Source organism: Citrobacter sp. Awk 2, from assembly GCF_028069815.1.
Classification (GTDB): domain Bacteria; phylum Pseudomonadota; class Gammaproteobacteria; order Enterobacterales; family Enterobacteriaceae; genus Citrobacter.
Window position 1 is genome coordinate 15,731 of sequence record NZ_JANEWL010000019.1, and the last position, 18,004, is coordinate 33,734.

14 protein-coding genes and 7 tRNA genes are annotated in these 18,004 nt (G+C 52.4%); 2 read left to right on the forward strand and 19 right to left on the reverse strand.

Annotation, left to right across the window (positions count from 1 at the left end):
* Positions 1–11: 11 nt before the first annotated feature.
* Positions 12–2,594, reverse strand: coding sequence for a leucine--tRNA ligase (leuS, locus tag NNO02_RS07520; protein WP_271454516.1), 2,583 nt, complete (start codon positions 2,592–2,594; stop codon positions 12–14).
* 235 nt (positions 2,595–2,829) lie between these two features.
* Here leuS and NNO02_RS07525 point away from each other — a divergent pair, with 235 nt between their 5' ends.
* A complete protein-coding gene (locus NNO02_RS07525) occupies positions 2,830–3,312 on the forward strand; it encodes a zinc ribbon-containing protein (protein ID WP_271449865.1) in 483 nt (160 codons plus the stop codon).
* 96 nt (positions 3,313–3,408) lie between these two features.
* Here NNO02_RS07525 and rihA read toward each other — a convergent pair whose 3' ends face one another.
* From rihA to miaB, 10 genes are all read right to left on the reverse strand, one after another.
* Positions 3,409–4,344: a pyrimidine-specific ribonucleoside hydrolase RihA gene (gene rihA, locus NNO02_RS07530; protein WP_271454517.1), complete on the reverse strand. Its 936-nt coding sequence runs from the start codon at positions 4,342–4,344 to the stop codon at positions 3,409–3,411.
* Positions 4,345–4,460: 116 nt separating this feature from the next.
* Positions 4,461–5,186 carry a glutamate/aspartate ABC transporter ATP-binding protein GltL gene (gene gltL / locus NNO02_RS07535; RefSeq protein ID WP_042309800.1) on the reverse strand — a complete coding sequence of 242 codons (726 nt, stop codon included), beginning with the start codon at positions 5,184–5,186 and terminating at the stop codon, positions 4,461–4,463.
* Complete coding sequence (gene gltK / locus NNO02_RS07540; protein ID WP_271449864.1) at positions 5,186–5,860, reverse strand: glutamate/aspartate ABC transporter permease GltK; 675 nt, start codon at positions 5,858–5,860, stop codon at positions 5,186–5,188. The genes gltL and gltK overlap by 1 nt, the downstream gene beginning before the upstream one ends.
* Complete coding sequence (gltJ, locus tag NNO02_RS07545) at positions 5,860–6,600, reverse strand: glutamate/aspartate ABC transporter permease GltJ (RefSeq protein WP_271441577.1); 741 nt, start codon at positions 6,598–6,600, stop codon at positions 5,860–5,862. The genes gltK and gltJ overlap by 1 nt, the downstream gene beginning before the upstream one ends.
* Positions 6,601–6,762: 162 nt before the next feature.
* Positions 6,763–7,671, reverse strand: a complete 909-nt coding sequence (locus NNO02_RS07550; RefSeq protein ID WP_271441578.1) for an amino acid ABC transporter substrate-binding protein — start codon at positions 7,669–7,671, stop codon at positions 6,763–6,765.
* 394 nt (positions 7,672–8,065) lie between these two features.
* On the reverse strand, positions 8,066–9,604 hold the full coding sequence (gene lnt, locus NNO02_RS07555) for an apolipoprotein N-acyltransferase (protein WP_271454518.1): 1,539 nt from the start codon (positions 9,602–9,604) through the stop codon (positions 8,066–8,068).
* Between the two features lie 24 nt (positions 9,605–9,628).
* Positions 9,629–10,507: a CNNM family magnesium/cobalt transport protein CorC gene (gene corC, locus NNO02_RS07560; protein ID WP_271454519.1), complete on the reverse strand. Its 879-nt coding sequence runs from the start codon at positions 10,505–10,507 to the stop codon at positions 9,629–9,631.
* Between the two features lie 117 nt (positions 10,508–10,624).
* Complete coding sequence (gene ybeY, locus NNO02_RS07565; protein ID WP_137384499.1) at positions 10,625–11,092, reverse strand: rRNA maturation RNase YbeY; 468 nt, start codon at positions 11,090–11,092, stop codon at positions 10,625–10,627.
* Entirely contained in the window at positions 11,089–12,135 is a 1,047-nt protein-coding gene (locus NNO02_RS07570; RefSeq protein WP_019076268.1) for a PhoH family protein, read from the reverse strand. The genes ybeY and NNO02_RS07570 overlap by 4 nt, the downstream gene beginning before the upstream one ends.
* A 206-nt stretch (positions 12,136–12,341) precedes the next feature.
* Positions 12,342–13,772, reverse strand: a complete 1,431-nt coding sequence (miaB, locus tag NNO02_RS07575; RefSeq protein WP_202039144.1) for a tRNA (N6-isopentenyl adenosine(37)-C2)-methylthiotransferase MiaB — start codon at positions 13,770–13,772, stop codon at positions 12,342–12,344.
* Between the two features lie 145 nt (positions 13,773–13,917).
* Between miaB and ubiF the strand changes: the two genes are divergently transcribed.
* The gene (gene ubiF / locus NNO02_RS07580) at positions 13,918–15,093 is read left to right on the forward strand and encodes a 3-demethoxyubiquinol 3-hydroxylase (protein WP_271449863.1); all 1,176 of its coding nucleotides are present in this window, start codon (positions 13,918–13,920) and stop codon (positions 15,091–15,093) included.
* Between the two features lie 120 nt (positions 15,094–15,213).
* Here ubiF and NNO02_RS07585 read toward each other — a convergent pair.
* The 8 genes from NNO02_RS07585 to asnB form a co-directional block, all read right to left on the reverse strand.
* Positions 15,214–15,288 (reverse strand) — tRNA-Gln (locus NNO02_RS07585).
* Between the two features lie 36 nt (positions 15,289–15,324).
* Positions 15,325–15,399 (reverse strand) — tRNA-Gln (locus tag NNO02_RS07590).
* Positions 15,400–15,442: 43 nt separating this feature from the next.
* Positions 15,443–15,519 (reverse strand) — tRNA-Met (locus NNO02_RS07595).
* Between the two features lie 21 nt (positions 15,520–15,540).
* Positions 15,541–15,615, reverse strand: a tRNA-Gln gene (locus tag NNO02_RS07600).
* Between the two features lie 37 nt (positions 15,616–15,652).
* Positions 15,653–15,727, reverse strand: a tRNA-Gln gene (locus NNO02_RS07605).
* 23 nt (positions 15,728–15,750) lie between these two features.
* Positions 15,751–15,835, reverse strand: a tRNA-Leu gene (locus NNO02_RS07610).
* Between the two features lie 9 nt (positions 15,836–15,844).
* A tRNA-Met gene (locus NNO02_RS07615) sits at positions 15,845–15,921 on the reverse strand.
* Between the two features lie 223 nt (positions 15,922–16,144).
* On the reverse strand, positions 16,145–17,809 hold the full coding sequence (gene asnB, locus NNO02_RS07620) for an asparagine synthase B (RefSeq protein ID WP_202039142.1): 1,665 nt from the start codon (positions 17,807–17,809) through the stop codon (positions 16,145–16,147).
* Between the last annotated feature and the right edge of the window lie 195 nt (positions 17,810–18,004).

The following is an 18,004-nucleotide window of genomic DNA, read 5'->3' on the forward strand; positions in this document are numbered from 1 at the left end:
TCCTCCCGCGCTTAGCCAACGACCAGATTGAGGAGTTTACCCGGTACATAAATCACTTTACGTACGGTAACGCCATCAAGATATTTTGCGACCAGATGCTCCTGGCCAGCACGTTCACGAACCTGCTCTTCAGTGGCGTTTACCGGGACGGTAATTTTACCACGGACTTTGCCGTTGACCTGAACCACGACCAGCGTAGAGTCTTCGACCATTGCGCTTTCGTCAGCAACAGGCCACGGTGCATTGTCGATATCACCTTCGCCTTTCAGCGCTTGCCACAAGGTGAAGCAAACGTGTGGGGTGAACGGGTTAAGCATACGCACAACGGCCAACAGCGCTTCCTGCATCAGGGCGCGGTCCTGTTCGTCTTCCTGCGGTGCTTTTGCCAGCTTGTTCATCAGTTCCATAATCGCCGCAATCGCGGTGTTAAAGGTCTGACGGCGACCGATATCATCGGTGACTTTAGCGATGGTTTTGTGCACGTCACGACGCAGCGTTTTTTGGTCTTCGCTCAACGCATCAACGTTCAGTGCAGCCACATCACCTTTGGTGGTGTGCTCGTAAACCAGTTTCCAGACACGTTTCAGGAAGCGGTTTGCCCCTTCTACGCCGGATTCTTGCCATTCCAGCGTCATATCAGCCGGAGAGGCAAACATCATGAACAGACGTACGGTATCCGCACCGTAACGTTCAACCATTACCTGCGGGTCGATACCGTTATTTTTCGATTTGGACATTTTGCTCATGCCGGTATACACCAGTTCATGACCTTGTGCGTCCTGGGCCTTAACGATACGGCCTTTTTCGTCGCGTTCAACGATCGCATCAACCGGAGAAACCCAGTTACGCTCGCCGTTTGCGCCAACGTAGTAGAATGCATCTGCCAGCACCATACCCTGGCACAGCAGCTGTTTAGCCGGTTCGTCAGAGTTCACCATGCCCGCGTCGCGCATCAGTTTGTGGAAGAAGCGGAAGTAGAGCAGGTGCATGATGGCGTGTTCAATACCACCAATGTAGATATCAACCGGCAGCCAGTAGTTTGCCGCTTCCGGATCCAGCATCCCTTCGTTGTACTGCGGGCAGGTATAACGCGCGTAGTACCAGGAAGACTCCATAAAAGTATCAAAGGTGTCGGTTTCACGCAGGGCAGGCATACCGTTAACGGTGGTTTTCGCCCACTCCGGATCGGCTTTGATCGGGCTGGTGATACCGTCCATGACGACATCTTCTGGCAGAATCACCGGCAGTTGATCTTCTGGTGTCGGCAGTACGGTGCCGTCTTCCAGCGTGACCATCGGGATTGGCGCACCCCAGTAACGCTGACGGGAAACACCCCAGTCGCGCAGACGGTAGTTAACTTTACGTTCACCCACGCCTTTCGCTACCAGCTTGTCAGCAATGGCGTTGAACGCGTCTTCGAAGGCCAGACCGTCAAACTCGCCAGAGTTAAACAACACGCCTTTTTCGGTCAGCGCCTGTTCAGACAGATCCGGCTCTGCGCCTTCAGCGGTCAGAATGACCGGCTTGATGGCCAGGCCATACTTGGTCGCAAACTCATAATCGCGCTGATCGTGACCCGGAACGGCCATCACAGCGCCCGTACCGTATTCCATCAGGACAAAGTTTGCTGCCCAAACCGGGATCTCTTCGCCCGTCAGCGGGTGAATGGCTTTAAAGCCGGTATCGACACCTTTCTTCTCCATGGTCGCCATTTCAGCTTCAGCAACCTTGGTGTTGCGACATTCATCGATAAATGCCGCCAGCTCCGGGTTATTTGCCGCCGCTTTTTGCGCCAGCGGATGACCTGCCGCAACAGCCAGGTAGGTTGCACCCATAAAGGTGTCCGGACGGGTGGTATAGACGGTCAGCGTGTTGTCGTAACCGTTCACGTTGAAGGTGATTTCTACACCTTCAGAGCGGCCAATCCAGTTACGCTGCATTGTTTTAACGGTGTCAGGCCAGTGATCCAGGTTATCCAGATCACGCAGCAGTTCGTCAGCGTAAGCGGTAATTTTGATGAACCACTGTGGGATCTCTTTACGCTCAACTTTGGTATCGCAGCGCCAGCAGCAGCCGTCAATAACCTGTTCGTTTGCCAGTACGGTCTGGTCGTTAGGGCACCAGTTCACCGCAGAGGTTTTCTTGTATACCAGACCTTTTTTGTACAGTTCGGTGAAGAACTTCTGTTCCCAACGATAGTATTCCGGGGTACAGGTTGCCAGCTCGCGGCTCCAGTCGTAACCAAAGCCCAGCATTTTGAGCTGGTTTTTCATGTAAGCGATGTTGTCGTACGTCCACGGTGCTGGCGCGGTGTTGTTTTTAACCGCAGCACCTTCCGCAGGCAGACCGAACGCATCCCAGCCAATAGGCTGCAGTACGTTTTTGCCCAGCATGCGCTGGTAGCGGGCGATTACGTCACCGATGGTGTAGTTACGTACGTGGCCCATGTGTAGTCGACCAGAAGGATAGGGAAGCATAGACAGGCAGTAATACTTCTCTTTGCTCTCGTCTTCGGTAACTTCAAATGTGCGCTTCTCATCCCAGTGAAGCTGTACTTTGGATTCTATCTCTTCCGGGCGGTATTGCTCTTGCATGGCAGCCAGTGGTCCTGTTTTCAATACAGCTACAAACGTAGCTCTAGATGTGGTGTTTCAGATCCGCATAGCATAGCCCAAACGCCCGCGTCAAAACAGCCTTTCGCGCATTCAGCGTTGAATTCCCGCAAGGATAATTCTTGCACGAATTTACACACTCTGTGGACAGTCTTGCAAAGCGTAGCGTAAATAACGTCTATTATTATAGACAGTTAACGACCCAGGAGGCGAAGCGATGAACAAGGTTGCTCAATATTACCGTGAACTGGTGACGTCACTCAGCGAACGTCTGCGAAATGGCGAACGCGATATTGATGCGCTGGTGGACCAGGCGCGTCAGCGCGTGATGCAAACCGGGGAGTTAACCCGAACCGAGGTGGAAGAGCTTACCCGGGCCGTGAGGCGTGACCTGGAGGAGTTCGCTCTTAGCTATGAAGAGAGCCTTGATGAAGAGAGTGACAGCGTCTTTATGCGGGTTATCAAGGAGAGTATCTGGCAAGAGTTGGCCGATATCACCGACAAAACGCAGCTTGAATGGCGCGAGGTATTTCAGGACCTTAGCCATCATGGGGTTTATCACAGTGGCGAGGTGGTGGGACTGGGAAATCTGGTCTGCGAGAAGTGCCATTTCCATTTAGCGGTTTACACCCCGGATGTGCTGCCGCTGTGTCCGAAATGTGGACACGATCAGTTCCAGCGCCGGCCGTTTGAACCGTAATCGCTTATTGCCGGATGGCGACGCAAAGCGTCTTATCCGGCCTACAAATTGCACGATTTTGTAGGCCGGATAAGCGTTAGCGCCATCCGACGTGGTTTAGGCGTAAAACTTCAGACGCTCTGCCAGCAGATCGACAAACCCCTGGCGATCAACGTCCACCATCACACTGGCATTTGGCTTATTGCCGCTCAGGAAGTAGTAGTCCACCACGGTCATTCCCTGGGTATATTTACCCTGCGTTTCCACCCCGACCCACCGCTCAACGGTAGTAAACAGCTCAGGTTTCAGCAGCCAGGCAATGGTGCATGGGTCGTGCAGCGGTGCACCGACAAATCCCCATTTCTCGTCTTTGTGATACTCGAAGAAAAAGTCCAGCAACTCAGCGACAATGGTGGAAATGGGGTTCCCAATCGCACGGAACCGTTCAGTATCTTCACGATGAATTTGTGCTTTATGTGTGACATCAAGCCCCGCCATCACTACCAGAATTCCCGACTGGAACACAATCTCGGCCGCTTCAGGATCAACATAAATATTGAACTCTGCCGCGGGCGTCCAGTTCCCGAGACCCATTGCACCACCCATGATAACGATACGGGCGATCTTAGCGTGCAGTTCAGGATGGCTGTTCAGCAGCAACGCCACGTTCGTTTGCGGCCCGGTGGAGACAATCGTTACCGGCTCATGGCTCTCGCGTAGGGTTTTTGCCATCAATTCAACGGCTGTACAGGCCTGTGGAGCAAAAGCGGGCTCCGGTAGCGCAGGGCCATCCAGACCGCTTTCACCGTGCACGTTGTCGGCGATAATCAGATCGCGCATCAATGGTTTTAGCGCTCCGCCGGCCACTGGAATATCGGTACGGTTAAGCAGCGTCAACATGCGCAACACGTTACGTAACGTTTTATCGGGTGTCTGGTTACCAGCAGAAGAGGTTATCGCTTTAACGTCCAGCTCAGGTGAGGCGAGGGCGAGAACAATTGCGATAGCGTCGTCATGACCTGGATCGCAATCAAACAGAATGGGAAGTGCCATTGTTGCTCCTTGTAAGTGGGACTTTGTGACAAGGTTAACGCTGGGCTGTACATGATTCGAGAAGTGAAGGTATAAAGCGTGAGGTGGCGCGCACCTGAATGTACGCGCCAGTATGATCAGTGCAATATTTTCGCGAGGAAGTCTTTGGCTCGGTCTGATTTTGGATTGGCGAAGAACTCTTCTTTCGGTGAGTCTTCAACAATTTTCCCTTCATCCATAAAGATCACCCGGTTCGCTACTTTCCGCGCAAAGCCCATTTCGTGGGTAACCACCATCATGGTCATCCCTTCATTGGCCAGCTCAACCATCACGTCCAGTACTTCGTTGATCATTTCGGGGTCCAGTGCTGACGTCGGCTCGTCAAACAGCATGGCAATAGGATCCATACACAGCGCCCGGGCGATAGCGACACGTTGTTGCTGACCCCCTGAGAGTTGTGCCGGAAACTTCTCGGCATGCGCTGCCAGACCAACGCGTTCAAGCAGCTTTTGCGCTTTTGCACGCGCAGGCGCTTTATCGCGTTTAAGCACTTTGACCTGGGCTAGTGTCAAATTCTCGATGATCGACAAATGGGGGAACAGCTCAAAGTGCTGGAACACCATGCCGACGCGGGAGCGCAGTTTGGCCAGATCGGTTTTCTTGTCATTTACGACGGTGCCGTCAACCGTGATGATGCCCTGCTGGACTGGTTCCAGGCCGTTTACCGTCTTGATAAGTGTGGATTTACCGGAGCCTGACGGGCCACAGACCACCACCACTTCTCCTTTTTTCACTTCCGTGGAGCAGTCGGTCAGCACCTGAAAGTGACCATACCATTTAGAAACATTTTTCAGGGTAATCATTAAACTGTCCTTTTCTTCAAATAGCTGACCAACAACGATGCGCTCAGACTGAATACAAAATAAACGGCGCCAGCGAACAGGATCATTTCAACCTGTGTACCGTCACGCTCGCCAATAGTGGAGGCGGTGCGGAAGAAATCTGCCAGACTCAATACGTAGACCAGCGAGGTATCCTGGAACAGTACGATGCCCTGAGTCAGTAGCAGCGGAACCATGGCGCGGAATGCCTGTGGCAATATGATGAGTTTCATTGATTGCCAGTGCGTCATCCCTAGCGCCAGCGCAGCGCTGGACTGCCCGCGAGAGATACTCTGGATCCCGGCACGGATAATTTCCGAGTAGTAGGCCGCTTCGAACATCGAAAACGCGACCATTGCTGAGATCAGGCGAATATCGGTTTTCGGTGACAGCCCCAGCACGTTTTGCAGAAAACCGGGCACAATCAGGTAGAACCACAGCAGCACCATGACCAGAGGGATGGAGCGGAATACGTTGACGTAGATCTTTGCAAACCAGGAAATCGGCGCAAAGCTCGACAGTCGCATGACTGCCAGGAGGGTTCCCCACACGATACCGATGACAACCGCTGTAACGGTGATTTTCAGCGTGATGAGCAGCCCATCCAACAAAAATGGCAGGGAAGGGACGATAGAACTCCAGTCAAATTCGTACATTATTTGCCTCCTAAATTGCCAGGCAGGCGGATTTTACGTTCGACGAGATTCATCACCAGCATAATAAAGGCGTTAATCAGTACATAGGCCAGGGTAATGGCCGTAAATGATTCCCATGCGTGGGCAGAGTAATCCAGCAGTTTTCCCGCCTGTGCAGCCATATCAACCAGACCGATGGTTGAGGCGATGGCTGAGTTCTTCACCAGGTTCATCATCTCTGACGTCATCGGCGGCACAATCACGCGGTAGGCGTTTGGCAGCAAAACATAGCGGTAGGCCTGTGGCAGCGTTAGCCCCATCGCCAGTGCGGCGTTTTTCTGCCCGCGAGGCAGTGATTGAATCGCGGCACGAACCTGCTCACAGACGCGTGCGGCGGTAAACAGCCCCAGACAAATCATGGAGGAAAGGAAGAACTGGATGTTAGGGTCCAGCTCTGACTTAAACCACATGCCAATATTTTCCGGCAGCAACTCAGGCACGACCAGGTACCAGGTAAAAAATTGAACGATCAGCGGTACGTTACGAAAGAGCTCGACATACAGCGTACCGATCCCGGAAAGGAAACGATTTGGAACGGTACGTAAGATGCCGAATAACGAACCCACCAGGAAAGCGATAATCCAGGCGGTGATGGATAATGCGACAGTGACCTGGAAACCGCTCCAGAGCCAGCCAAGATAGGTGGTGTTGCCGAACGGGGCCTGTTGTAAAAAAATACCCCAGTTCCAGTCTATAGACATAAATCTACTCCAGAAAAAAAAGGGTAGCAGCGCTACCCTCGAAGATTGTTATTCAGCGTTTAGCGGTTTTCAGGCCTGATGGGGAACGACCATCAGGCTTATAGTCTGTCCGTGCCAAGTAACAATCGAGAGGGCAAGGTGAACTCGCCCCATTTATTTTAGTTAGTTAAGCGCTTTATCATTCGGTGACTTGAACAGAGCCTTCATTTCGTCTGACAGTTCGAAATTCATGTTCAGGTTTTTCGGTGGAATCGGGTTTTTAAACCACTTATCAAACCATTTTTCCGCCTCGCCTGAAGTCTGAGCCTGGGCAATGGTGTCATCCATCAGCTTTTTGAATTCAGCATCGTCTTTACGCAGCATACAGCCGTAAGCTTCCTGAGATTGCGGCTTGCCAACGATCTCCCAGTTGTCCGGTTTCTTCGCTTTCGCGCGCTCGCCGGCCAGCAGTGCGTCATCCATCATAAAGGCAACGGCGCGACCACTTTCCAGAGTACGGAAAGAGTCACCGTGGTCTTTCGCGCTGATGATGCGCATATCCATTTTTTGTTCTTCGTTCAGTTTGTGCAGCAGCACTTCTGAGGTGGTACCGGAAGTAACGACTACCGCTTTCCCTTTCAGATCAGGGAAATCTTTGATATCGCCACCTTTTTTCGCCAGCAGACGGGTGCCGACAACGAAAATAGTGTCAGAGAAAGCCGCTTGCTTCTGGCGCTCAACGTTGTTGGTGGTGGAACCACACTCAAAGTCGAAGGTGCCATTTTGCAACAGCGGAATACGGTTCTGAGAGGTAATTGGGATCAGTTTCACCTGCAGGTCAGGCTTGTTCAGCTTTTTCTTCACAGCGTCAACAATTGCGTTGGAGTAATCCTGTGAATAGCCGACCACTTTTTGCTGATTATCGTAGTAAGAAAACGGTACCGAGGATTCGCGGTGTCCGACGACGATTACGCCATTTTTAGCGATCTTATCCAGCGTACTGCCTGCCGCTGGTGCTGCGTCTTCTGCGTGCGCCAGACCAGCGGACATTCCCATAACCAGCATGGCTGTGGCGAGCTTACGTAATTGCATATCCAACTCCTTTATCGTCTGCGCCGGTGACGCATTGATACCCATTGTGATGTTGTTATTGTTTGCTACTTAAACGTGCAGTCTTGTATATGTTTGTTAACATTTAGTTTGGATGAATGTAAAGAATTTGCTGTGTTATTGTTTATTTTTGCGAAGTGCGCCGCACCATTTGGGGGCAAAAATATCTTGTTGCACTTTTCAGGTGCTACCTTCGCTCAACTTTGGTGCGACCAGGTTGCACATTCAGCCAAAACAGCGTTTGCCTTGTATAACAAAGCAATAGACGTGCCAGAATGGGAGAGGAGAGAGGAGTAAGCCGGATAAGCGCAGCGCCATCCGGCGGAGGAGGCATGATGGCCGGGCGGCGGCGTACCGCCTTATCCGGCCTGCGAATTTAACGGCGGCGTTGGCGCAGGCTCATTACCACCGCACCGAAACCAAACAAAGCGGTAAGCAGCCACAGCGGCCAGTTACCGGTTCGCGCATATGGGGTTAAGCCCGTGGTTGGCGTAACGCTGGTGGTCAGTACCTGACGGGTAAACTGCGGGATCATCGCCTGAATTTCACCTTGCGGGCCAATCACCGCGGTAATACCGTTATTGGTGCTACGCAGCAGCGGGCGTGCCAGCTCCAGAGAACGCATACGCGCCATCTGGAAATGTTGCCACGGACCGATCGACTTACCGAACCAGGCATCGTTAGAGATGGTCAACAGATAGTCAGTATCCGGGCGGAAGTTGTCACGTACCTGTTCGCCAAGAATAATTTCGTAGCAGATTGCCGCTGTCAGTTTGAAACCATGCGCATGGAGCTGGGGCTGAACATATGGCCCACGGCTGAATGACGACATCGGCAGATCAAAGAACGGTGCTAACGGGCGCAGAATCGATTCCAGCGGAACAAACTCACCAAATGGGACGAGGTGATTTTTGTTATAGCGATTGGTCGAGTCATAACTGTACGGACTGTCTTTACCCAGCGTAATGATGGTGTTGTAGGTATCGTAACGGTTCTGCTTGTTGAGGCGAGCGTCGACAATGCCGGTGATCAGCGTGCTGTTTTTGGATTTCAGCAGGTCATCCATCATGCTCAGAAAACGCTGCTGATTAATTTCCAGATCCGGGATTGCAGACTCCGGCCAGATAATTAGCTGCGATTTACCCATCTCTTGCTCGGTAGCATCAAGGTAAATCTTCAGCGTGTTAAGTAGCTGGCCCTCATCCCACTTCAGCGACTGTGGAATGTCGCCTTGCACCATCGATACCTGCGTGGTTTTTTCAGGTTCCAGCGTATACCACTGGATATAGCGAAGCGGGAAGGGCAGTGCGAAGAGGATCACGGCCACGACCAGCGGACGCCAGTTACGGCTGACTAACGCCAGCACCAGCAGGCCGCTGACTATCATCAACAGGAAGTTGATTGCTTCTACGCCCATTACCGGTGCAAGCCCTTTAAGCGGGCCATCAATTTGGCTGTAGCCAAACTGCAACCATGGGAAGCCGGTCAGAACCCAGCCGCGCAGGAATTCAGTTATCTGCCAGATAACCGGCGCGGCAATCGCTACCCGAATCCAGCTAGTTTTCGGCCACAGACGCGACAGAATGCCAGCAAACAGACCGGTGTAGAGCGACAGGTAGGCGGCAAGCAGAACCACGAGAAAAACGTTTACCGGCCCCGGCATGCCGCCAAATTGCGCGATGCTGACGTAGACCCAGTTGATGCCTGAACCAAACAGCCCCATTCCCCAGAAGTAGCCAATGGCAGCAGACTGGAGTGGACGGCGGTTGAGGGTGAGGGCCTGCAAACCCATCAGCGAAATAATCGCGGCGGGCCAGATGTCATACGGAGAGAACGCCAGCGTCCCGCAGGCACCGAATAATAACGCCAGCAGCAGGCGAATGCGCTGGCGTTCAATTAATGGGGCAAATGCCATGTAGTGTATGATCCAGTTTCGGGTTTATTCGTCCAGTTTGGGCTGGGGTGAGTCGTCCGGAATTCTGACATGAACCTGAACAATACGACGGCTGTCAGCCATCGCCACTTTGAACTGGTAACCATCGATGTCGATGGTCTCACCGCGAGCGGGTAAATGACCAAAGGCCTGCATAACCAGCCCGCCAATGGTATCAACTTCTTCGTCGCTAAAGTGGGTCCCGAAGGCGTCGTTGAAGTCTTCAATCGGCGCCAGCGCGCGAATAGTCCAGGTGTGACGGCTGAGCTGACGGAAATCGATATCGTCTTCTTCGTCGTACTCATCTTCAATTTCACCGACGATCAGCTCAAGAATGTCTTCGATGGTCACCAGACCAGACACGCCGCCGAATTCGTCGATGACGATTGCCATATGGTAACGCTGGGAGCGGAACTCTTTCAGCATGCGATCAACACGCTTGCTCTCAGGGACAACAACCGCCTGGCGTAACACTTTTTCCATGCTGAATGCTTCGGCATCGCTGCGCATAAAGGGCAGCAGATCCTTGGCCATCAGAATCCCTTCAATGTGATCTTTGTCTTCGCTGATCACCGGAAAACGCGAGTGGGCAGACTCGATAATGACATCAAGGCATTCGTCCAGAGTCTGGTTGCGTTTCAGGGTAATCATCTGAGAGCGGGGGATCATGATGTCGCGAACGCGCTGGTCCGCAATGTCCATCACCCCTTCGAGCATATCGCGCGTATCTTCATCGATAAGGTCGTTCTGCCCGGAATCACGGATCAGCTCCAACAGTTCGTCACGGTTTTTCGGTTCACCGTGGAAAAGTTGGCTCAGTAACAGGGAAAAAAATCCCTTTTTGCTGGTTAACGTGTCACTACTGTGTGAATTGTCGTCGCTCATGGCGTCGTATGGGTTCTCATGTTAGTTAATGGGGCGCTCGTCATGCGTATACTCAGCTGTGACGGCATGTTTTGCCTGATGGCGCTACGCTTATCAGGCTACAAGACTTCGAAATGCTTATTCTTTCTCGGCAATGTACGGATCCTCATAGCCCAGAGCAAGCATAATCTCTGTTTCGAGGGATTCCATCTCTTCTGCTTCGTCATCTTCAATATGGTCGTAGCCCAATAAATGCAAGCTACCATGTACCACCATATGCGCCCAGTGGGCCTCAAGCGGTTTGCCTTGCTCCTGAGCTTCTTTCTCAACCACCTGGCGGCAGATGACCAGATCGCCCAGCAGCGGCATTTCAATGCCCGGAGGCGCTTCAAACGGGAAAGAGAGCACGTTGGTTGATTTATCTTTCCCGCGATAGGTCAGGTTCAGCTCGTGGCTTTCAGCGTCATCGACCAAACGAATCGTGACCTCTGACTCTTCCTGAAACTGTGGGATCACGGCATCCAGCCATGTCTGAAACTGACTTTCTGGTGGTAAGCCGGATTCGTTTTCGCATGCCAGCTGTAAATCGAGAATAACCTGACTCATTTTTGTTCCTGCTCCTGAGCTTCGCGCTTGCGTTCTGCCGCCAGCTCGGCTTTGCGTTTTTGTTCTGCTTCTTCCCAGGCTTCATATGCCGTCACGATACGGGCAACAACCGGGTGGCGTACCACGTCTTCGCTATGGAAGAAATTAAAGCTAATCTCATCGACTTCGGCCAGCACTTCTATGGCATGACGCAGACCAGACTTGGTGCTGCGCGGCAGGTCAATCTGCGTGATGTCCCCGGTAATGACGGCTTTGGAGTTAAAGCCGATACGGGTCAGGAACATTTTCATCTGTTCGATGGTGGTGTTCTGGCTCTCATCAAGAATGATGAACGCATCGTTTAACGTGCGGCCACGCATATAGGCCAACGGTGCGACCTCAATGACGTTACGCTCAATCAGCTTCTCGACCTTTTCAAAACCCAGCATTTCGAACAGCGCATCATACAGTGGACGCAAATACGGATCGACTTTCTGGCTCAGATCGCCTGGCAGGAAACCCAGTTTTTCACCGGCTTCAACCGCCGGACGGGTTAGCAGAATACGGCGGATCTCCTGACGCTCTAGCGCATCGACGGCAGCAGCAACCGCAAGGTACGTTTTACCGGTACCCGCCGGGCCAACACCGAAGGTGATGTCGTGGTCAAGAATATTAGCAATATACTGCGCCTGGTTCGGCGTACGCGGTTTAATGACGCCGCGCTTAGTTTTGATATTCACCGCTTTGCCGAACTCAGGCACGCTGTCTGCGCTCTGTTCAAGCACACGCGCTTCTTTAATCGCCAGATGAATTTGTTCTGGCTCGATGTCCTGTGTCTGGCCGCGCATTGGGGCCGTATCGACATACAGGCTGCGTAAAATATCTGCCGCAGCGGTGACACAAATGGGACGACCGGTCAGTTTGAAGTGGTTATCGCGGCGGTTAATTTCGATGCCGAGACGACGCTCCAGTTGTTTTATGTTGTCATCAAATGGCCCGCAAAGGCTCAACAGACGGGCGTTGTCTGCGGGTTCAAGGGTGATTTCGCGAGTGTCTATGTTCAAACTGTTCCTCTTATGCATGTCTCGCCGGACGCTGAACATATACCGGCATCTAAGGAAATTATTCACGCCATGGGGGAAAGGCGCAAGCATTGCGATAAATATGGGGGTGCCAGGGCAGATTACAAGGCCCGCCGGAGCAGCGAGCCTGGAAGTGTAGGCCCGATAAGCGCAGCACCATCGGGCATTATTGGCGTATTTCAGCAGGATTACGGCTGATAAATACCGACACCCAGATCGTTTTCTTTACGGGTGCGTGCGATCACTGACTCCGGGGTTTCTGCGATGCGCAGGCCCATTTCGTCTTCAGTGCGCACGACTTTGCCGCGCAGGGAGTTCGTCCAGACATCGGTAATTTCAACATCCACAAACTTACCGACCATTTCCGGGGTTCCTTCGAAGTTCACCACGCGGTTATTTTCGGTACGACCTGATAGCTCCATGATGCTCTTACGCGATGTACCTTCTACCAGAATACGCTGAGTCGTGCCAAGCATACGACGGCTCCAGGCCATGGCTTGCTGGTTAATACGCTCCTGCAGGATGTACAGACGCTGTTTTTTCTCTTCTTCCGGCACATCGTCAACCATATCGGCTGCTGGAGTGCCAGGGCGCGCAGAGAAGATAAAGCTGTAACTCATGTCGAAATTGACATCAGCGATCAGCTTCATGGTCTGCTCGAAGTCCTGGGTGGTTTCACCTGGGAAGCCGACGATAAAGTCGGAGCTAATCTGGATATCCGGACGTGCTGCGCGCAGTTTACGGATGATCGCTTTGTATTCCAGCGCGGTATGTGTACGACCCATCAGGTTTAGCACACGATCCGAACCGCTCTGTACCGGCAGGTGCAGGAAGCTCACCAGTTCTGGCGTATCACGGTAGACCTCAACGATATCATCGGTGAATTCGATCGGATGGCTGGTGGTAAATCGGATACGGTCAATGCCGTCGATTGCAGCGACCAGACGGAGTAGATCAGCGAACGAACCGATCGTGCCATCGTAGTTTTCACCACGCCAGGCGTTGACGTTTTGCCCCAGCAGGTTCACTTCGCGTACGCCTTGCGCCGCAAGCTGGGCGATTTCAAACAGGATATCATCCGCCGGGCGGCTGACTTCTTCACCACGGGTGTAGGGCACCACGCAGTAAGTACAATATTTATTGCAGCCTTCCATGATGGACACAAATGCGCTTGGACCTTCGGCACGCGGTTCCGGCAGACGATCGAACTTTTCGATCTCCGGGAAGCTGATATCTACCACCGGGCTACGGGTATTGCTACCGCGCACTTTGTTGATCATTTCCGGCAGACGATGCAGAGTTTGCGGCCCGAAAATAATATCGACGTAGTGTGCGCGTTGGCGAATATGGTCGCCTTCCTGAGATGCCACGCAGCCACCAACACCAATGATGAGATCGGGATTTTTCTCTTTTAAGAGCTTCCAGCGACCTAACTGATGGAAGACTTTTTCCTGAGCCTTCTCGCGGATTGAGCAGGTATTCAGCAGCAGCACATCCGCTTCTTCCGCCACGTCGGTCAGTTGATACCCGTGAGTGGCATCCAGCAGATCGGCCATCTTCGATGAATCGTATTCGTTCATCTGACAGCCCCAGGTTTTAATATGGAGTTTTTTGGTCATCGACTTGCTCTTGCGAAATTGTGGCTGAAATGCAGGGCGCATAGTGTACTGCTTTGGCGCGGTTGTGACCAGTATGACGGATGTCAGCCTCAAGGGGTAAAAAATCCTGTAAACTTACACAATACATGTAACAGGATGATTGACCATGACAAATCAACCAACGGAAATTGCCATTGTCGGCGGGGGGATGGTCGGCGGCGCGCTGGCGCTGGGACTGGCGCAGCACGGATTTACGGTAACGGTTATCGAGCATGCCGTGCCCGCGCCGTTTGTGGCTGACGGACAGCCGGATGTCAGAATTTCGGCCATCAGTTCCGCTTCGGTATCGCTGCTTAAGGGGCTGGGCGTCTGGGATACGGTGCAGGGGATGCGCAGCCATCCTTATCGTCGGCTGGAGACGTGGGAATGGGAAAATGCCCATGTGGTGTTTGATGCTGCGGAGCTTAAGCTGCCGTTGTTGGGTTACATGGTGGAGAATACCGTCCTGCAACAAGCGCTCTGGCAGGCGCTGGAAGCTCACCCTAAAGTGACGTTGCGCGTGCCCACATCGCTGATTTCTTTACATCGGCATAATGACCGGCATGAACTTGAGCTGGCAGATGGTGGAAAAATCAACGCGAAGCTGGTGATCGGTGCTGATGGTGCCAACTCCCAGGTACGCAAAATGGCCGGGATTGGTATCCATGCCTGGCAATACGCGCAATCTTGTATGCTGATAACTGTCCAGTGTGAAAACGCACCCGGAGACAGCACCTGGCAGCAGTTTACCCCTGACGGTCCGCGTGCATTTTTACCGTTGTTCGACGACTGGGCTTCGTTGGTGTGGTACGACACCCCGGCGCGTATCCGCCAGTTACAAAGCTTAAGCATGGCGCAACTCCAGACAGAGATAGGCAAACATTTCCCATCGCGACTGGGTAACGTGCTGCCTGTGGCTGCAGGCGCATTTCCTCTTACGCGTCGTCATGCGTTGCAGTATGTCCAGCCGGGGTTGGCGCTGGTCGGTGATGCCGCGCATACCATTCATCCCTTGGCGGGGCAGGGCGTAAATCTGGGATTTCGCGATGTCGATGCACTGATTGACGTGCTGGTGAATGCCCGCAGCTACGGTGAGTCCTGGGCTAGCCAGCCAGTACTGAAACGCTATCAGAATCGCCGTATGACCGATAATTTTATCATGCAGAGTGGCATGGATTTGTTCTACGCCGGATTCAGTAATAACCTGCAACCGCTGCGCATCATACGTAATCTCGGGCTCATGGCTGCAGAACGCGCAGGCGTGTTGAAGCGCCAGGCACTGAAGTATGCGTTAGGGTTGTAGCTCGGGTAGTACCTGATGTCGCTACGCTTATCAGGCCTACAAGTCATGTAGGCCTGATAAGGATTGCCGTCAACCGGCGTTAGAAAAGCAAAAAGCTCGCCGAAGCGAGCTTTTTTAATATGGCTGGGGTACGAGGATTCGAACCTCGGAATGCTGGTATCAGAAACCAGAGCCTTACCGCTTGGCGATACCCCAACGGGTGCACCCACAGAGTGGACGACTTTTTGAAATTGGCTGGGGTACGAGGATTCGAACCTCGGAATGCTGGTATCAGAAACCAGAGCCTTACCGCTTGGCGATACCCCAACAATTTTTTGGATTTACCGAACGAGTCGATACGTCCTTAATATGGTGGCTACGACGGGATTCGAACCTGTGACCCCATCATTATGAGTGATGTGCTCTAACCAGCTGAGCTACGTAGCCAAATACTAACATATTCTTCGATGGCTGGGGTACCTGGATTCGAACCAGGGAATGCCGGTATCAAAAACCGGTGCCTTACCGCTTGGCGATACCCCAATGACCGTCGCGGTGAACCGCTATATCGAAGAAAAAATGGCTGGGGTACCTGGATTCGAACCAGGGAATGCCGGTATCAAAAACCGGTGCCTTACCGCTTGGCGATACCCCATCCGTGCAACGCTTACGGGTGAATGGTGCGGGAGGCGAGACTTGAACTCGCACACCTTGCGGCGCCAGAACCTAAATCTGGTGCGTCTACCAATTTCGCCACTCCCGCAAAAAAAGATGGTGGCTACGACGGGATTCGAACCTGTGACCCCATCATTATGAGTGATGTGCTCTAACCAGCTGAGCTACGTAGCCATCTTTTTTTCGCGTAACCTTATCGGCGTTGCGGGGCGCATTATGCGTATTGAGCCTTGAAGCGTCAACCCCTTTTTCATTGAAAATAGCTGGAATGTGACTGTTTGGTTAGGTTGCGAACAGCATGACGCAATATTCGGCAATTATTAGTTATTAATTGTTTTTTCGCGCGTTAAATCGACATAAAAAAAGAGCCCCGCAGGGCTCTTTGCTGATGATTCGCTTACTTATAGGCTGACTGATGCACGCCAACCGCGCGACCAGACGGATCGTTCATGGTTTTGAACGCTTCATCCCATTCAATGGCTTTTGCTGAAGAACAGGCAACAGAAGGGCCACCAGGAACACATTCAGCCGCGCTGGCAACCGGGAACAGTTCCTCAAAAATCTCACGATACAAATACGCTTCTTTAGACGATGGCGTGTTATACGGGAAGCGGAAGCTGGCGGTTTCCAGTTGTTGGTCGGAAACTTGCTCGGCAGCGACTTCTTTCAGCGTGTCAATCCAGCTGTAACCGACGCCGTCAGAGAACTGCTCTTTCTGACGCCACGCCACGCTGGCGGGCAGATACGATTCAAAACATTCGCGCAGGACATGTTTTTCCATTTTTCCGTTGCCGCACATTTTGTCCTGTGGGTTGATGCGCATTGCCACATCAAGGAATTTTTTGTCCAGGAAAGGCACACGGGCTTCGACACCCCAGGCAGACATTGCTTTGTTGGCACGGGCGCAGTCGAACATGTGTAGCGCCTGCAGTTTACGCACGGTTTCTTCGTGCAACTCTTTCGCGTCTGGCGCTTTGTGGAAGTAGAGATAGCCGCCAAACACTTCATCTGACCCTTCACCCGATAACACCATTTTAATGCCCATTGCTTTAATCTTGCGCGACATTAAGTACATCGGCGTTGAGGCACGAATGGTTGTGACATCATAGGTTTCGATGTGATAAATCACGTCGCGAATAGCATCCAGACCTTCCTGCACGGTGAAATGGATCTCGTGGTGGACAGTACCAAGGTGGTTTGCCACTTCCTGCGCGGCTTTCAGGTCCGGTGCGCCTTCAAGGCCAACCGCGAAAGAGTGCAGTTGCGGCCACCAGGCTTCACTGCGTTCCTGATCTTCTACACGACGCGCCGCATACTTTTTCGTGATGGCGGAAATCACGGAGGAGTCCAGACCACCGGATAACAGCACGCCGTAAGGAACATCGGACATCAGGTGACTTTTCACGGCATCTTCCAGTGCCTGACGCAGCTCGTTTTTATCCGTAACGTTGTCTTTTACTGCATCGTAATCAAACCAGTCACGCTGGTAATACTGACGAATTTCGCCGTCTTTACTCCACAGATAGCTACCGGCCGGGAATTCTTTAATCGTACGGCAAACAGGGACCAGCGCCTTCATTTCAGACGCAACGTAGAAGTTACCGTGTTCGTCGTAGCCCATATACAGTGGGATGATGCCGATGTGATCGCGGCCAATCAGGTAAGCGTCCTGCTCGCTGTCGTACAGTGCGAAGGCAAACATGCCTTGCAGGTCATCCAGAAACTCTGGACCTTTTTCCTGATACAGCGCAAGGATCACTTCGCAGTCAGAACCAGTCTGGAACTGATAGCGATCGCCGTATTCGGCACGCAGCGCCTGATGGTTATAAATCTCACCGTTAACGGCCAGGATATGTGTTTTCTTCACGTTATACAGCGGCTGAGCGCCGGCGTTGACGTCGACAATAGACAGACGTTCGTGCGCCAGAATGGCGTTATCGCTGGCGTAAATGCCAGACCAGTCCGGGCCGCGATGGCGCATCAGACGGGACAATTCCAGAGCCTTTTTACGCAGTTCAACTGCGTCAGTTTTAATATCGAATACGCCAAAAATAGAACACATAACCTTCTCCGTTAACCTGTTGCGTGATGCTTTTTATGTTTGCTTGATAAAGAAAATGCCGCAAAGCCGCTGGGGGCGCAAGGAGTTTGGTGGGCTGAAAATAAAAAACTCAATGATGATTGTTGAATGGTGAAAAAAGATTACGTAATGAGCGCATTTATTGATGAATCATCAATAAAATGGCAATTTTATTAG

Coding starts and splice junctions, on each gene's coding strand:
- leuS (WP_271454516.1), bottom strand. CDS start 2,594: ATGCAAGAGCAATACCGCCCGGAAGAGATAGAATCCAAAGTACAGCTT.
- NNO02_RS07525 (WP_271449865.1), top strand. CDS start 2,830: ATGAACAAGGTTGCTCAATATTACCGTGAACTGGTGACGTCACTCAGC.
- rihA (WP_271454517.1), bottom strand. CDS start 4,344: ATGGCACTTCCCATTCTGTTTGATTGCGATCCAGGTCATGACGACGCT.
- gltL (WP_042309800.1), bottom strand. CDS start 5,186: ATGATTACCCTGAAAAATGTTTCTAAATGGTATGGTCACTTTCAGGTG.
- gltK (WP_271449864.1), bottom strand. CDS start 5,860: ATGTACGAATTTGACTGGAGTTCTATCGTCCCTTCCCTGCCATTTTTG.
- gltJ (WP_271441577.1), bottom strand. CDS start 6,600: ATGTCTATAGACTGGAACTGGGGTATTTTTTTACAACAGGCCCCGTTC.
- NNO02_RS07550 (WP_271441578.1), bottom strand. CDS start 7,671: ATGCAATTACGTAAGCTCGCCACAGCCATGCTGGTTATGGGAATGTCC.
- lnt (WP_271454518.1), bottom strand. CDS start 9,604: ATGGCATTTGCCCCATTAATTGAACGCCAGCGCATTCGCCTGCTGCTG.
- corC (WP_271454519.1), bottom strand. CDS start 10,507: ATGAGCGACGACAATTCACACAGTAGTGACACGTTAACCAGCAAAAAG.
- ybeY (WP_137384499.1), bottom strand. CDS start 11,092: ATGAGTCAGGTTATTCTCGATTTACAGCTGGCATGCGAAAACGAATCC.
- miaB (WP_202039144.1), bottom strand. CDS start 13,772: ATGACCAAAAAACTCCATATTAAAACCTGGGGCTGTCAGATGAACGAA.
- ubiF (WP_271449863.1), top strand. CDS start 13,918: ATGACAAATCAACCAACGGAAATTGCCATTGTCGGCGGGGGGATGGTC.
- asnB (WP_202039142.1), bottom strand. CDS start 17,809: ATGTGTTCTATTTTTGGCGTATTCGATATTAAAACTGACGCAGTTGAA.